The 14773-nt window shown below is 60.0% G+C and carries 14 protein-coding genes; 8 read left to right on the top strand and 6 right to left on the bottom strand.

Annotated elements, in window-relative coordinates:
* Positions 1–11 precede the first annotated feature (11 nt).
* The 5 genes from ACMX25_RS21005 (at position 12) to ACMX25_RS20985 (ending at position 4698) form a co-directional block, all read left to right on the top strand.
* Positions 12–1310: an MFS transporter gene (locus ACMX25_RS21005; RefSeq protein WP_414952001.1), complete on the top strand. Its 1299-nt coding sequence runs from the start codon at positions 12–14 to the stop codon at positions 1308–1310.
* Between the two features lie 49 nt (positions 1311–1359).
* A complete protein-coding gene (locus ACMX25_RS21000; RefSeq protein WP_414952000.1) occupies positions 1360–2328 on the top strand; it encodes an NAD(P)-dependent oxidoreductase in 969 nt (322 codons plus the stop codon).
* Between the two features lie 79 nt (positions 2329–2407).
* Positions 2408–3487: a LacI family DNA-binding transcriptional regulator gene (locus tag ACMX25_RS20995; RefSeq protein WP_414951999.1), complete on the top strand. Its 1080-nt coding sequence runs from the start codon at positions 2408–2410 to the stop codon at positions 3485–3487.
* 13 nt (positions 3488–3500) lie between these two features.
* Positions 3501–4328: a YhfC family intramembrane metalloprotease gene (locus tag ACMX25_RS20990; protein WP_414951998.1), complete on the top strand. Its 828-nt coding sequence runs from the start codon at positions 3501–3503 to the stop codon at positions 4326–4328.
* Between the two features lies 1 nt (position 4329).
* On the top strand, positions 4330–4698 hold the full coding sequence (locus ACMX25_RS20985; protein WP_414951997.1) for a DUF3022 domain-containing protein: 369 nt from the start codon (positions 4330–4332) through the stop codon (positions 4696–4698).
* 30 nt (positions 4699–4728) lie between these two features.
* Here the strand turns inward: ACMX25_RS20985 and ACMX25_RS20980 are convergent, their stop codons facing one another.
* Both ACMX25_RS20980 and ACMX25_RS20975 read right to left on the bottom strand, forming a co-directional pair.
* Complete coding sequence (locus tag ACMX25_RS20980; RefSeq protein WP_414951996.1) at positions 4729–5166, bottom strand: PGDYG domain-containing protein; 438 nt, start codon at positions 5164–5166, stop codon at positions 4729–4731.
* A gap of 179 nt (positions 5167–5345) precedes the next feature.
* Positions 5346–5864 (bottom strand): Spy/CpxP family protein refolding chaperone, encoded by a 519-nt coding sequence (locus ACMX25_RS20975; protein WP_414951995.1) that lies wholly within the window; start codon positions 5862–5864, stop codon positions 5346–5348.
* A 339-nt stretch (positions 5865–6203) separates the two neighbouring features.
* Between ACMX25_RS20975 and ACMX25_RS20970 the strand changes: the two genes are divergently transcribed.
* Together ACMX25_RS20970 and ACMX25_RS20965 are read left to right on the top strand one after the other, a co-directional pair.
* A complete protein-coding gene (locus ACMX25_RS20970; protein ID WP_031356349.1) occupies positions 6204–6665 on the top strand; it encodes an Lrp/AsnC family transcriptional regulator in 462 nt (153 codons plus the stop codon).
* Positions 6666–6815: 150 nt separating this feature from the next.
* On the top strand, positions 6816–7925 hold the full coding sequence (locus tag ACMX25_RS20965) for a saccharopine dehydrogenase family protein (protein WP_414951994.1): 1110 nt from the start codon (positions 6816–6818) through the stop codon (positions 7923–7925).
* 61 nt (positions 7926–7986) lie between these two features.
* Here ACMX25_RS20965 and ACMX25_RS20960 read toward each other — a convergent pair whose 3' ends face one another.
* Entirely contained in the window at positions 7987–9288 is a 1302-nt protein-coding gene (locus ACMX25_RS20960) for a cation:proton antiporter (protein WP_414951993.1), read from the bottom strand.
* A gap of 334 nt (positions 9289–9622) precedes the next feature.
* Between ACMX25_RS20960 and ACMX25_RS20955 the strand changes: the two genes are divergently transcribed.
* Entirely contained in the window at positions 9623–10519 is an 897-nt protein-coding gene (locus ACMX25_RS20955) for a LysR substrate-binding domain-containing protein (protein WP_414952091.1), read from the top strand.
* Here the strand turns inward: ACMX25_RS20955 and ACMX25_RS20950 are convergent.
* Genes ACMX25_RS20950 through ACMX25_RS20940 form a run of 3 tightly spaced genes read right to left on the bottom strand, consistent with a single transcriptional unit; the run spans position 10486 to position 14714 of the window.
* A complete protein-coding gene (locus ACMX25_RS20950; RefSeq protein ID WP_414951992.1) occupies positions 10486–12153 on the bottom strand; it encodes a GMC family oxidoreductase in 1668 nt (555 codons plus the stop codon). The genes ACMX25_RS20955 and ACMX25_RS20950 overlap by 34 nt on opposite strands.
* 15 nt (positions 12154–12168) lie before the next feature.
* Positions 12169–13386 carry a mandelate racemase/muconate lactonizing enzyme family protein gene (locus tag ACMX25_RS20945; protein WP_414951991.1) on the bottom strand — a complete coding sequence of 406 codons (1218 nt, stop codon included), beginning with the start codon at positions 13384–13386 and terminating at the stop codon, positions 12169–12171.
* Positions 13383–14714, bottom strand: coding sequence for an MFS transporter (locus ACMX25_RS20940; RefSeq protein WP_414951990.1), 1332 nt, complete (start codon positions 14712–14714; stop codon positions 13383–13385). Before ACMX25_RS20940 ends, ACMX25_RS20945 begins: the two co-directional genes overlap by 4 nt.
* Between the last annotated feature and the right edge of the window lie 59 nt (positions 14715–14773).

Genomic DNA, 14773 nt, shown 5'->3' with positions numbered 1-14773 from the left:
AGGAGGCAACCATGCAGCCAGCCAGCGCCAACACCATTCAGCCCAAGCTCGCGGTACGCCGCTGGTGGACGATCATGCCGATCATGTTCATCACGTACAGCCTCGCGTATCTCGACCGCGCGAACTTCGGCTTCGCATCGGCGGCAGGTATCAATCACGATCTGGGCATCAGCAAGGGGCTGGCATCGTTGATCGGTGCATTGTTCTTTCTGGGCTATTTCTTCTTCCAGATTCCCGGCGCGATCTACGCCGAACGTCGCAGCGTAAAGAAGCTCGTGTTCGTGAGCCTGATCCTGTGGGGCGGGTGCGCGGCGCTGACCGGCGTGGTCACCAACATCCCTTCGCTGATGGTGCTGCGTTTCATGCTTGGTGTCGTGGAAGCGGCCGTGATGCCCGCGATGCTGATCTTCATCTCCAACTGGTTCACGAAATCCGAGCGTTCGCGCGCCAACACCTTCCTGATTTTGGGCAATCCGGTGACGGTGCTGTGGATGTCGGTGGTATCGGGTTACCTGATCAACTCGTTCGGCTGGCGCCACATGTTCGTGGTTGAGGGTGCGCCGGCGATCATCTGGGCAGTGATCTGGTGGTTCATCGTGCAGGACAAGCCGGCTCAGGTCAAATGGCTGTCGGACCAGGAAAAACGCGATCTGGACAACACGATGCGCGCGGAACAAGCGGCGATCAAACCGGTCAAGAACTATGGCGAGGCGTTCAAGTCGCCTGCGGTGATCAAGCTGTCCGCGCAATATTTCTGCTGGAGCATCGGCGTGTACGGCTTCGTGTTGTGGCTGCCGTCGATCCTCAAGAACGCGTCCACGTTTGGCATGGTCGAGACCGGCTGGCTGTCGGCCGTGCCGTATCTCGCGGCAACCATTGCGATGATCGCGGCATCCTGGGCGTCGGACAAGCTCGAACGGCGTAAGTTGTTTGTATGGCCGTTCCTGCTGATCGGCGCGTTCGCTTTCGCGGGATCGTACTTGCTTGGATCGACGAGTTTCTGGGGCTCCTATGCGTTGCTCGTGATCGCCGGAGCGGCCATGTACGCGCCTTATGGCCCATTTTTCGCGATCGTGCCCGAGTTGTTGCCGAAAAATGTGGCGGGCGGTGCAATGGCGCTGATCAACAGCATGGGTGCGCTTGGATCGTTTGTCGGATCCTATGTGGTCGGCTACTTGAATGGCGCGACGGGGTCTCCTGCAGCGTCGTATGTATTCATGAGCGCTGCGCTGGTGGCAGCCGTGATATTGACGCTGGTCGTGAAACCGCAGCCGGTCGCGCCCGCCGCTAAACTGGCCACACGTGCTTGAGACATCAGAGATACCCAACCTCCTTCCAGACTCCACAGGACCTGTTTCGATGAAAAAGAAGATCGTCGCCTATAAGCCGTTGCCCGCGGACGTGCTTGCGTATTTGCAGGAACACGCGGATGTCACGACCGTCGACCCGAAGCAGCACGACGCGTTCGTAGCGGCGTTGAAAGATGCCGATGGTGCTATCGGCGCGAGCACGCAGATCACGCCGGCCATGCTCGAAGGCGCAACGAAGCTGAAGGCGCTGGCAACGGTGTCGGTAGGTTTCGATGCCTTCGATATCGCCGACCTCAACCGCCGCGGCATCGTGCTCACGAATACGCCGGACGTGCTGACCGAATCGACAGCGGATACCGTCTTCGCGCTGATCCTCGCAAGCGCGCGCCGCGTGGTGGAACTGGCGGAATGGGTGAAGGCGGGCAAGTGGACAAAGAGCATCGGCGAAGATTGTTTTGGTGTCGATGTGCAGGGCAAAACGCTCGGTATCATCGGGCTGGGGCGCATTGGCGGTGCGGTGGCACGACGCGCGTCACTTGGTTTCCGCATGAACGTGCTGTACACGAACCGCAGTTCTAACGCGCAAGCTGAACGTGACTACGGCGCGAAGAAGGTTGATCTCGACGAGTTGCTGAAGACTTCCGATTTCGTGCTGCTGCAAGTGCCGCTGACCGCTGAAACACGCAACCTGATCGGTGCCGAGCAGTTGAAGAAGATGAAGCGCAGCGCGATCCTGATCAACGCATCGCGCGGACCGACCGTCGATGAAGAAGCGTTGATTCAAGCCTTGCAGGACGGCACGATCCTCGGCGCGGGCCTCGACGTTTTCGTGAAAGAACCGCTGCCCGCGGATTCGCCGTTGCTCAAGATGAAGAGCGTGGTGGCGCTGCCGCATATTGGCTCGGCCACGCACGAAACCCGCCACGCGATGAACAAGAATGCTGCCGAGAACCTGATCGGCGCGTTGAACGGCACGCTGACGAACAACATGGTGAATCCAGAAGCATTGAAGCGCTGAGCGGCTTGACGAGAAGCTTGCTGCAAAGGACTAAGCGCGCCCTGGCGCGCTTTGTTTTTATCGGATGTCGAACGAGAACATGGCAAGAGACAATTTTTCGAATGACCGGCGCGCGACCATCACCGACGTCGCGCGCGAAGCCGGCACCGGCAAGACCAGCATCTCGCGGTACTTGAACGGCGAGACGGGCGTGTTGTCGACGGAATTGCGCGAGCGCATAGAAGAGGCGATCGCGAAGCTCGATTACCGTCCGAACCAGATGGCGCGCGGGTTGAAACGAGGTCGCAACCGTCTGGTAGGGATGTTGGTCGCCGACCTGACGAATCCTTACACCGTCGAAGTGCTGCAGGGCGTGGAAGCAGCCTGTCACGCGTATGGTTACATGCCGCTGATCTGCCACGCCGCGAACGAGGTCGATCTGGAGCGGCGATACCTGCAATTGTTGAGCACGTATCGCGTGGAAGGCGTGATTGTGAATGCGCTCGGCGTGAAGGAAGAAACGCTGGAAACGCTCACTCGCGGCGGCGTGCCGGTGGTGCTGGTGGACCGCTCGGTCGAGGGCCTCGTCACCGATATGGTCGGGCTCGACAACACCGAAGCGGTGCGGATGGCGATCCATCATCTGGCGAACCAGGGTTTCGATGAACTGCTGTTTATCGTCCAGCCGTACGCGCAGGTCAGCTCGCGACGCGTGCGCGAAGCGGCATTTCGTGACACTATCGGCGCGCTCGGGGTGTCGGGCGCTACGATCGTGCTCGATCTGGATAATGACGAAACCCTTGCTGAAATCGATGCACGCATCGACGCTGCGCAACGGCTGAATCGCCGCATAGCGCTGTTCGCGGCGAACGCGCCGGTTGCGTTGCGGGTCGCGCTGCATCTGAAGGAGCTTCATGGCGCCGAGTGGCAGCAGCGGGCGGCGCTGATGAGTATCGATGACTCCGAGTGGGCCGAGCTAGCCGGCATGACGACCGTGCGGCAGCCGACCTATACCATAGGCGAGCGCGCCGTCGAATTCCTGCATGAACGCATTGAAGGCGCGGTTGTGGCGGCGCGGGAATGCCTGCTGCCGGGCGAGCTGATCGTGCGGGCATCGACGTCGGCATCGGCATCGGCATTGAAATCAACATCAACGAACCATCGCGGCATAGAGTTTTGAGGAAATTTAATTAATGGTAAGTGCCTTGACGCTGGTCTGTATCACTATCGCGACGCTGCTGATTGCCGCGTTGCCTATCTGGCTGTATCGGAAGACGAAAACTCGGTTTGGTTTCGAGCGGCGTGACGTGATTGTCGGGATCGCAGTCTTCGCACTGTTTTCGATGGTGATCGAACGCGGCCTCCACGGGCTCGTGCTGAGCAACGCGACCACGGTCGGCCTGCTGCTGAATCCGGCCATTTTCGTGATCTACGGCGCGCTTGCGACGGGTATCTGCGAGGAAGTCGGGCGCTACGCCGGCATGAAATGGCTGATCAAGCGCAATCCCGCTTCATTGCAACGGCCGGGCACGGCGCTGGGTTACGGAATTGGCCACGGCGGCGCGGAGGCGTGGCTCGTTGGCGTGCTGGTCCAACTGCAGTGGATCCTTTACGCGCTGCTCGCTGACCGCGGCATGCTCGATCAATATTTTACGAGCGTCCCGGCTGAGTCGCTGCTGCGGCTGCACGCGGTGCTCGGCAGTCTCGCGCCGGAAACTGCCGCGATGTTCCTGGTCGAGCGCGCGGCTGCGTTTGTGTTCCAGGTGGGATTGTCGGTGGCAATGTGGCACATGCTGCGCGAGCGTTTCCGTTTCACGTTGCCGTTCATGATCATTGCGCACGCGCTGATCGCGTTGCCGGTGGCGCTGTATCAGGCGCGCTTGATTCCGCTGCTCGCCGCCGATGCCGTGTATCTCGTGTTCGGGTTGATCGTGATGCGTGCGCTGCGGCGTTATTTCCTGGGCGTGGCGGCAGATGCGAGTAGGGCAACGCGCGTGGCACGTGAAAAGGCCGGAGACTGAGATGGACGACGAATATCAATACGAGTGCCCGAGCGCCGATATCGAATTGCTGGCCCGTGTGGTCAGCGACCTGTTCCCTGAGCAGACGCAATTTGCCGAGCGTCCGGGCGACGATGGCCAGCTTTCGCTCGTGATTCATTACGTGGCAATGCGCTTTGGTGCAGCGGCACGCCGCATTGCCATCGATATCCGCTTCGATCCCGCTGCACTCGCGCGTTACCGGGCGATGCCGCCACGCCTGCACGCGCGCAGTTACGCAGTGCTGCGTGCTTACGTGGAAGCCACGCTCGGTTCGCTCGAGGAGATGTACGCAGCAGGGGAGACCGTGCCGCGCACGGTGGAGATCGATATCGGCGAGGATTTTGCTTGAATACGAGTTTGCTGCGCGCTGTTTCAGTTTCTACGTAGCGCGCTTATAAACCTTCGCGAAACGCGCCGCCTTGACTACGCCGTAGTCGCCCGGCGCGTATTGCGTGACCCAGTCGCCAGCTTCGCCGTGAAGCACATCGCCGGCTTCAGACCGCGCGATTGAAAACGCTTCGTGCATCTGCTTCGCGAGAACCGCAACCGGCACGTTCCGGTACGCCCCGGCATGGCCATGCGTGAGCCCGTCGTGCGCGACATACTTTGCATCGAAGCGATTCCGCGATACGACCCAGCGTTCGCCGGTAGCGCCCGTGATCAACGCGTCGCCGGGCGCATAGCGGTTCGGACCTTCCAGGCTCATCAGCGAGCCCGGTTCCTCTGCAAACTGGACCGCGACGGTTTCGTCCTTCACCACGCGATGCGCAGCGAGGTCGGTGGTGAGGTCGAGTTGGGTCAGTGTGATGGCCGTCATACGGATGTAATGGGAAATAATGAAAACGCCGAAACGATAATAATCCGCAATCGTAACGCCAAATGTAACGCCAAATGCGAAAGCGCTCGCATCGAAACCACGATGCGAGCGCTTTTTTCACGGCTCACGGGCAGAATCCCCGGGAAGTTCAGCCTTCAGATCAGGCCGATGCGCGAAGCTTAGGGCTTGGTGGTCGAAGCACCGTCTGCCGCAGCCGCCGCCGGCGCCTTGCGATGCGGCGCGCGGCCTTTATGCGTACCCGGCTTGCCCGACTGGTGGAAGCTTGCGTCGGCGAGTTTCTTCTGCTCAGGTGACATGCTTGCGTACAGCGGCTCGAAGGCGTCGACCAGATGCTTCGTGCCGTCCGCGTGCGCTTGCGTGATCTGCTCGTACTGCTTCATGTCGTCGAGCGCGGTCGTGTTGTCGCCCAGCGCCATGCGTTGACGGTACAGATCACCCATCGTGTGGCCATTGTCGCGCATCACGTCGGCGAACTTGTTCCATTGCTCGTCCTGGGCAGCGGTGATCTTGAGCTTGGCATGCAGTTCTGCAATGCGTTGCTCGACGCGTGCTTCACGCGCTTGGCCGCGTGCCGTATCCGGTGCCGATGCACCTGCGGGCGCAGTCGGAGCGGACGATTGGGCGAAAGCCGTGGAAAGGGCCAGCGAGGCAGCCAGTGCAACGAATGTTTTTTTCATGGGTGACACCTTGGGTCCATTGAGAAGGGGCAAGCAACACATGCTAAAGGTAACGTGTGATGTTTGGCCGACGCCGCTATTAATATCACGTTAGCGCGCGGCATTGCTTGCGTTGCCACAACTGCTTACAACCGATACGTCTGCGAAAAAAACGCAATGACCGGGCAAGCCGGGTTCGCCAAGGGTAGGAGTTTAACCAACGAGCACGGGCAGCCGTAGATTGATGCGCCCGTGTTTTAATGGCTGCGTTGCTTCATGCTTTTGTCACGAGCGTGAAGTTTTGCATGACTTCGTGCCGTACTCTCGCTGTAAATAAAATTAACTAAAGGACCACGCCTTATGCGACCGCCGCGCCTTGATCAGCTCGACGACATCGACCGGAACCTCGTTGCGTCTTTGCAGGTGAACGCCCGTGAAAGCGTGTCCGAACTTGCGCGTCAACTCGGCATTGCGCGCACGACAGTGATCGCCCGGCTCGCGCGGCTTGAGAAGACTGGCGTGATAGCGGGATACGGCGTACGGCTGGGACAAGACGTGCTCGACGCCAGCATCCAGGCTTATGTAGGCATCAAACTGGCGCCGAAATATGGCCGCGATGTGCAAAAGCGCTTCGCCAGGATGCCCGAGATGCAACTGCTCTGCGCAGTGAGCGGGGAATTCGATTATGTTGCGTGGCTGCGGGCGGATTCCCCCGACCGGCTGAACGATCTTCTCGATGAAATCGGCGGCCTGGAAGGTGTTGAACGCACGACGACATCGATCATTCTTGCCCGCAAAGTGGATCGCGGCGGCCTGGGTTAAGCGCGATTTGCGACAATTTATCTTATGGGTTCGTCAAAACGTCGAAATTGCTAGTCGATTCGCATCATTTTGTGTCTTTTATCAATATTCATGCGCTCCTAAACTGGAGGTCGGAGATTTGCCTCTCGACCGCCCACCAAGGAGATAAACATGAAAATAGCCCTCATCGGCGCCGGCCTGATTGGCCAGAGCATCGCTCAATTGATGCGTGAAACCGGCGACTACGAGGTCGTCGTTTTCGACCGCGATGCTCACGCGCTCGACTTGCTTGAAGCACAGGGTATCCCTACCCGCCGTGTTGATTCCGCCGATGCAAACGCATTGCGTCTCGCGCTGCTTGGCTTCGACGCACTCCTTAACGCAATGCCGTATTACCTCGCCGTGACCGTCGCAACAGCGGCGAAAGCAGCCGGCGTCCATTACTTCGACCTGACCGAAGACGTGCGGGCAACGCACGCGATCCGCGAGATCGCCAATCATTCCAGCCACGCCTTCATGCCGCAATGCGGTTTGGCGCCGGGGTTTATCGGTATCGTGGCGCACGACCTGGCGAAGCGTTTTGCCGAAGTTCGCGAGGTCAAGATGCGGGTGGGCGCGTTGCCTGAGTTTCCGACCAACGCGTTGAAATACAACCTGACCTGGAGCATCGATGGCCTGATCAACGAGTATTGCCAACCGTGCGAGGCTATCCGCGATGGCAGTACGCAATGGGTGCAGCCGCTGGAAGGACTGGAACATTTTTCGCTCGATGGCACCGAGTACGAAGCGTTCAATACATCGGGCGGACTCGGTACGTTATGCGAAACGCTGGCCGGCAAGGTGGAAACGCTGGATTACAAGTCGGTGCGTTATCCCGGGCATCGCGAACTGATGAAGTTCCTGCTCGACGACCTGCGCATGTCGAGTGACCGTGATGGATTGAAGGCAATGTTCCGGCGCGCCATTCCGGCTACGGCGCAGGACGTCGTGCTGGTATTCGTCACAGCGACCGGGATGCGCGATGGCCGTCTCGTGCAGGATGTATTCACGCGCAAGATCTTCGCAAAGAACGTGTGTGATGTGCCAATGAGCGCGATTCAGATCACGACCGCTGGCGCGATCTGCGCGGAACTCGATCTGTTCCGCGAAGGCGTGTTGCCGCAAAGCGGCTTTATCCGTCAGGAGCAGGTGCCCCTCGAAGCGTTCCTGGCGAACCGGTTCGGGCAGTTGTATGAAGGCGCGAGTTCGCTCAGCGTTGTCCGGCAATTGCAGGCTGCCTGAGGTTTCGCTCGCACTGACGCCCCGCGCGGATGGTTTCAAGCGGGGCGCGCAGGCCGGCAGATCAACTTCTTCCGTATCGATTCATCAGCGGCGTCGACGTAATGCCATGCAGGATTACCGACGCCGCGATCACGCCCAGCACCAGCGGAGCGAGCGGTTCAGCCACGCTGTGAGGCGCATGCTCCAGTGCGTACAGCAAGTAATAAAACGAACCAACGCCGCGAATCCCGAACCAGCTGGTGAGCAAGCGCTGCGAGCCCGTCGCCGATGACCCCAGCAACGAAGCCTGCACCGACACCGGCCGCGCCACCAAAAACAGCAGGCCGACGACCGCGGCGCCTTGCCATGTAAACAGCTTGTCCCAGACATTGGCGAGCACGCTGCCCACCATCAGCATGACCGCGACTTCCGCGATCCGTTCGAGTTCTATCGTGAAGCCGAGTACGCGTTCCGCGACAAACGCATGCGCGCGATCCGGATCGGAGGCGGTAGCACCAACATCTTCTGCATCGATAATGCCAAGCGCCTCATGCGCCGACTTGTCGCCGCTGGCCTTCTGTTCGACGCGCCGCATCGCCAAGCCCGCCGCGAATACGGCAAGGAACGCATACGTGTGGATCAATTCGGCGACGCCGTACGAAAGCGCGATCAAGCCCAGCGCATAAAACCCCTCAGGTCCGAGCGCCAGCCCATGGCGGCTGCGCAGCCACGCAATCAGCCTCACCGCGAGGTCTCCAAGCAGCCAGCCAACGGCCAACGCACCCGCGACACCCCAGAGGGCATCGCCGGCAAAATGCCAACTGAGCGCTTGCTGGGGAGACGCCTCATAGTTACAGACCGCAATGCCCAGCAACGCAAACGGCAGAGCGATGCCGTCGTTCAAACCTCCTTCGCCGGTGAGCGAAAAGCGCAACAGGTCGATATCGCCGGGAACCTGCACTTGAACGTCATGGGCGAGCACGGGGTCGGTCGGGGCGAGCATCGCGGCAATGAGCAGCGCGGGTCCCCAATTCATGTGCAGCAGATAGACGCATGCCAGCGTCATGATGGCGACGGTTGCGACCATCGCGAACAAGCCGAGGCGCACGGGCAAGAGCCAGATGCGGTCGGTGGGCGGCACGCGCAGGCGCAAGCCGATCGCGAACAGCGACACGAGCATGGCGACTTCGGTAATCCGGCGCAGCAGGGTGGCGTCGCCCAGAAGGTCGATCTTGAGCAATCCGATGCCAAACGGACCCAGCCCAAAACCGATGGCGAGATACACCATGGCGCTGCTGATCGGCAGTTGTTTGAACGTCGAACTGGCAAGCCCCATGAAAATGAGAACACCGCCAACGACGAGAAACCATATCGTTTCGGTCATGAGAGCCTGAGTAGAATGCAGCGTACGCGGATAAGAGCAACGGGCGTGCCACCTGCGCCGTCGCGATGTGCCGCATGCAATACGTACTAGATGAATACGTTTCGCCGCTTGAAACGCACGGAGCTTTTGCACCAGCACGCCGCGCAAGCCCGGGGCTCGGGCACAATGATGCGCCTGCGGAGCGCCCGCTTGATGGATAAAGCTATCGTCGACACGGTGCAAACGGCCGGCTGGGTAAATGGGTAAATAAGTCGCGCGCATCCGCTTGCCCACACGCCGGCTCGCCGGTACTCCGCGCGCCAAACGAACTGTCCAGAGCATCGTGAAACGTAAAATGCCCGCGCTGAATGCGCTCAAAGCCTTCGAAGCGGCCGGTACCACCGGCAGCTTCACTCGCGCAGCCGAGTTGCTGAACGTCACGCAAAGCGCGGTCAGCCGGCAGGTCCGTCAGCTCGAGGAGCAGCTCGGCGAGACGCTGTTTTCCCGCCGTCATCAGCACCTCGTCCTCACGCCGAGCGGTCGCGTGTTATTGCGTGCGTTGCAGCAGTCCTTCGACAAGATCGAACTGACGGTTCGCGCGATCAGTCAAAAAAACGATGTCAACCGCTTGCGCATCAACGTCCCGCCGACCTTTGCCGCGCGCTGGCTGGTGCCGCGCCTCGGGCGTCTGCGTGAAGCATTTCCGCAACTCGACCTGAGCATCACGACGCGCGTGGACGATGGCATCGCGGATTCGAACCGGCTGGATTGCGCGGTGCGTTTCGGCGATGGCGAATGGAGCAACCTCGAAAGTACCTTGCTGATGCACGAGCGGCATATCGCGGTGGCGTCGCCCGCGTTGCTGGATCGCGCGGGCGCGGATACGCCGGTGGACCTGAACCGCTTCACCTTGCTGCATGTTTTGTCGGGCGAAGATCAGCGGTATCTGACCTGGCAACACTGGCTGGGCGCTGCGCGTATTGAAGGCGTGCACACGGACAACGGCCACGAATTCGACCTGCTCGATTTATCGATACAAGCGGCCATTGACGGCATGGGCATCACCATTGCCGATCGTCACATGATCGCGGCCGAACTGGCGTCCGGGCAATTGCGGCAGGTGCTGGATGTGGAGATAGAAGGGCGGCAATCGTACTGGCTAGTGGTGCGTCCCGAGCAACGTGCAAGCGGGACGCATCGGCTTTTCCAGCAGTGGCTTCAGACTGAAGCGGCGGCCAGCGCTTCGCGTTGAACGAAGGTGGTGGGCGCGGTGGCATCGTCGAGAATCATTTGTGCGCCTTTCTCCGCCACCATCATCACGGGTGCATTGATGTTGCCGGACGTGACGTTCGGGAAAATGGAGGCATCGACAATGCGCAACGCCTCGATACCATGCACGCGTAGGCGGTCATCGACCACGGAGGTCTGCGGGTCCGGGCCCATTGCGCACGATCCGCACAGGTGATAAATCGAGCCGCTGTTCTCGCGGAAATAGTGCAGCATGGCGGCTTCGTCGCCATCGGGTACGACCGATGCACCCGGCAGCGTTTCTTCCACCGTCACCGCGCGCAACGCCGGGGCCTGCATGATCGAGCGGATCAGCCGGCTGCCCTGGATCACTTCATCGATATCCTTTTGCGTCGTCAGATAGTTCGCGTGGATCAACGCAGCGTCGCTGACGTTCGGCGATGCGATCTCGATCGATCCGCGGCTTGTCGGCCGGCACGGATTGAACGCGAGCAGGAAGCCCGGATACGGCTCGGGCGTGAGCTGCGAGCGGTTCGATTTCGGAATCCGGTACGACAACGGATTGAAGTAAAGCTGGAGGTTTGCAAGCGGGCTGGCCGGGTCCGTGCTGAAAAAGCCGCCGGCCTGATTCACGCTCATTGCGAGCGGTCCCTTGCGCGTCAGCAAGTACTGCAGGCCGAGCTTCAGCTTGCCTAACAACGAACCAAAATCGCCGTTCAGGGTAGGCATGTTCGCGCGATAGTAATAGCTCGCGCAAAGGTGATCCTGCAGGTTCTGGCCGACGGCCGGCAACGCATGCACAAGAGGAATCCCGTGGCGTGCAAGCAGTTCCTTCGGTCCGATGCCGGAGAGTTGTAGCAGCTTGGGTGTATCGACTGCGCCCGCGCACAAAATCACTTCTCGTCCAGCGTGGAAAGTCTTCTTGACACCGTTCTGCGATACCTCAACCCCTGTTGCGCGCAGTCCATCGAACAGCACACGCGAAGTCAGCGCGTGATGTTCGATATGCACGTTCGAGCGCTTCAGCGCCGGCTCCAGATACGCCACATTGCTCGACGCACGTTGTCCCTTGTGGGTGTTCACATCGTAGACGCCAACGCCTTCGATCTTCGCGCCGTTGAAGTCGTCGTTGCGCGGAATATTCAGTTGATCGCAGGCATCGAGGAAGTGACGCGTGATCGCGTGAATGCCGCGTTTCATCGACGTCACGTGGATCCGGCCGCTCGCCCCATGCACTTCGGTGTTCCCGGCCTCATGAGTTTCAAGCTTGCGGAAATACGGCAGCACGTCTTTATACGACCAGCCCGCATTGCCTGCAGCCGCCCAGTCGTCGAAATCGCGGGGCGCGCCACGCACGTAGATCATCGCGTTGATGGAGCCGGAGCCGCCTTGCACCTTGCCGCGCGGCGCATAGATTTTCCGGTCCGCCAACTCTGCTTCCGGCTCGGTGTAATACATCCAGTTGCAGCCCGGATCGTAGTAGGTCTTGGCAAACCCGACCGGAATCTTGAACCAGAACGAGTCGGCCTTGCCGCCTGCTTCGAGCACGAGCACGAAGTATTGTCCCGACGCTGACAGCCGCTCGGCGAGAATGCAGCCGGCCGATCCCGCGCCGACGATGATGTAGTCGTAATTCATGTTGTGTACTCGGCCTCAGCCTTTGGCCGGAGAGGAATCCCGGACATCGGCAGGCTTTGACGCCATCTGCAGGTGCAGACAATCGCCGGTGTAGGGAGAATGGGCACGTACCACATCCATGTTCAATTCCACGCCGAGTCCCGGCGCCTTCGACGGCACGATATAACCGTCTTCCCATTGAATCGGCGTCTTGAGTATCTCGGCATGAAAGCCGTCCCAGGTGCCGATGCTTTCCTGGATCAGGAAGTTGGGCGTGCAGGCGGCGAGCTGGATGCTGGCGGCCGCGCCGATGGGACCGTTGTACAAATGCGGGGCGATCTGCGCGTAATAAACTTCGGCGAGGGCCGCGATTTTCTTGCCTTCGAGCAAGCCGCCGCAGCGCGCCACGTTCAATTGCAAAATGGACGCCGCGCCCGCTTGCAGCAGCTTGAAAAATTCATACTTGGTCGTGAGCCGCTCACCGGCAGCAATAGGGATGCTGGTGTGCCGGGAGACCTGCGCCATGGCGTCTTCCTGACCGGGCGGGACGGGCTCTTCGAACCACAGCGGGTCGTACTTCTCGAGACGTTGCGCAAGACGGATAGCAGACGAGGGAACCATCTGCCCGTGCGTGCCGAACAGCAGGTCGCATCGGTTGCCAACAGCTTCGCGGATGCGCTTGCAGAAGGTCTCGCAACGCTCCAGAACCTCGAGCGAAATCTGATGGCCCGAGTACGCGGTGTACGGACCGGCCGGATCGAACTTGACTGCGGTGAAGCCGAGGTCCGCATTGCGTACGGCACATTCAGCGGCGAGGTCGACGTCGTCGTAGTCGTATTCGCCTGCGGCGTTCTTCGGGTAGAGATACGTGTACGAGCGCAGCCGTTCGTTGACGAGTCCGCCCAACAGTTCATACACCGGCTTGTCCGCTGCCTTGCCGATAATGTCCCAGCACGCCATTTCCAGGCCGCTGACTACGCCCATCATCGTGAGATCGGGGCGTTGCGTGAAACCGCTCGAATACGCTTCGCGGAAAAAGCGCTCTACGTGATGCGGATCGTGGTCTTGCAGATACCGCCCGAACACGTCGTCGATAATGTGCGCCATCGCTTTCGGATGGAACGTCGCCGAATAAATTTCGCCTACACCTTCAATCCCGCAAGCGGTTTTCAGCTTCACGAAGATCCAGTACATGCCGCCCAGGTGTGGCGGCGGTACGGCGACGAAATGCGTTTCGAGAGAGACGATTTTCATTGGAGGGCGTCCTTTGCAACGGTCGTGCGCATACGCTTGAGCGCGAGTGCGGCGATGCCGCCAATCACGCTGATCGCAGCAATGTAGGAGAAGTAAAACTGGTAGCCGAGGAGGCCGGGGAAATGCTCAGTAGTCCAGCCGTTCACGAGCGGCAAGAACACGTCGGGCGAATAACCGATCAGCGAAACGAGGCCAATGGCCAAGCCCGTTATACGAAGCGGAATGCCGCATTGATCAAGCAGCGACCAGTAGAGCCCACGAATGGCGTATGTAAGGATGCCGAGCACCAGCACCACGATAGCGATCATCGCAACGCCGGCACGCGGATCGATATGACCGAGCGTAGGCAGCACGACCAGCGCAACCAGGCCGAGCGCCGCAAGAAACAGCGCGCTGGTCAACACGCCGAGCGTGGAGAAACGATCGCCGAGATAACCGCCGCCAATGCCGCCAATCGGGCGCATCCACAGCTTGAGCGTGGTGAGCGTGCCGGCCATGACCACGGTCATCTTGAGGTCGCCGACTTGCAGGTAAGCGGAGAAGCTGTAAGTAGCCCAGAAGATCTGATAACCGCAGAACACAATGGCCGCCATCAGCCAAAGCTGTGGAATGCGCATCAGCGTGAGCAGATCGTTCCACAGCGAATGCGTGTGTTTGAGATCGTCTGCTGCCTGCTGTTTTTCCTGAGCCGTGGCGGGCGGGTCCTTGACCAGCGCCATCAACAAGCCGAGCCCGATACAGACGGCCGAATACAGGTAGACGACATATTTGAAGCCTACGTTGATCGGCAGGCCGTGCTTCTCCGTCGCGGTCGCGAAGATCACCAGCGCGATGGTTGCAAGCAGCGCTTCGATCAAGCCGCGTCCGCCGTCGAGCAAGCCGAAGAAGCGGCCTTGTTCGTCGTGCGCGGCGATGGTCTTTACGCGCTTCAGGATGGAAGCCCATAAGGTCAGGCCCGTCGTCAGTCCCCAGCAACAGAACACGGCGAGCAAAACGGGGAAACTGGCCGCGGTCGAATACACGAGCCCAAGCCCGCCGGTCGCGATCAACGAAAAGCAGATCAGGAAACGCGGTGCGATGCGGTCGGCAAGCCAGCCGCTCGGCAAATAGCTGATCAGGAAGACGGTGCCGAGTATCGAATACAAATAACCAAGCTGGCTATTGTCGATATGAAAAAACTCGAGCATTGGCGTCTGGTAGACCTGACGCAAATACAGCAGCGGATAGATCGCGCCCGCGGCAATCACCAGCAGCATGAGCTGGATGTATCGCTGCGCGCGGGTTGTATCGGCTATTGGCGGTGTAATGCCGGTCAAGGTTTTTTCCACAATAAGTCTCCTTCGGCTGTTCAAATCTGAACGCCGTTTTTATAAATGCTCGAATAAAT

It is taken from the genome of Caballeronia eucalypticola, assembly GCF_047608185.1.
In the GTDB taxonomy this organism is placed as follows: Bacteria; Pseudomonadota; Gammaproteobacteria; order Burkholderiales; family Burkholderiaceae; genus Caballeronia.
This window is presented reverse-complemented; position numbering and strand designations above follow the sequence as displayed.

Coding starts and splice junctions, on each gene's coding strand:
- ACMX25_RS21005 (WP_414952001.1), top strand. CDS start 12: ATGCAGCCAGCCAGCGCCAACACCATTCAGCCCAAGCTCGCGGTACGC.
- ACMX25_RS21000 (WP_414952000.1), top strand. CDS start 1,360: ATGAAAAAGAAGATCGTCGCCTATAAGCCGTTGCCCGCGGACGTGCTT.
- ACMX25_RS20995 (WP_414951999.1), top strand. CDS start 2,408: ATGGCAAGAGACAATTTTTCGAATGACCGGCGCGCGACCATCACCGAC.
- ACMX25_RS20990 (WP_414951998.1), top strand. CDS start 3,501: ATGGTAAGTGCCTTGACGCTGGTCTGTATCACTATCGCGACGCTGCTG.
- ACMX25_RS20985 (WP_414951997.1), top strand. CDS start 4,330: ATGGACGACGAATATCAATACGAGTGCCCGAGCGCCGATATCGAATTG.
- ACMX25_RS20980 (WP_414951996.1), bottom strand. CDS start 5,166: ATGACGGCCATCACACTGACCCAACTCGACCTCACCACCGACCTCGCT.
- ACMX25_RS20975 (WP_414951995.1), bottom strand. CDS start 5,864: ATGAAAAAAACATTCGTTGCACTGGCTGCCTCGCTGGCCCTTTCCACG.
- ACMX25_RS20970 (WP_031356349.1), top strand. CDS start 6,204: ATGCGACCGCCGCGCCTTGATCAGCTCGACGACATCGACCGGAACCTC.
- ACMX25_RS20965 (WP_414951994.1), top strand. CDS start 6,816: ATGAAAATAGCCCTCATCGGCGCCGGCCTGATTGGCCAGAGCATCGCT.
- ACMX25_RS20960 (WP_414951993.1), bottom strand. CDS start 9,288: ATGACCGAAACGATATGGTTTCTCGTCGTTGGCGGTGTTCTCATTTTC.
- ACMX25_RS20955 (WP_414952091.1), top strand. CDS start 9,623: ATGCCCGCGCTGAATGCGCTCAAAGCCTTCGAAGCGGCCGGTACCACC.
- ACMX25_RS20950 (WP_414951992.1), bottom strand. CDS start 12,153: ATGAATTACGACTACATCATCGTCGGCGCGGGATCGGCCGGCTGCATT.
- ACMX25_RS20945 (WP_414951991.1), bottom strand. CDS start 13,386: ATGAAAATCGTCTCTCTCGAAACGCATTTCGTCGCCGTACCGCCGCCA.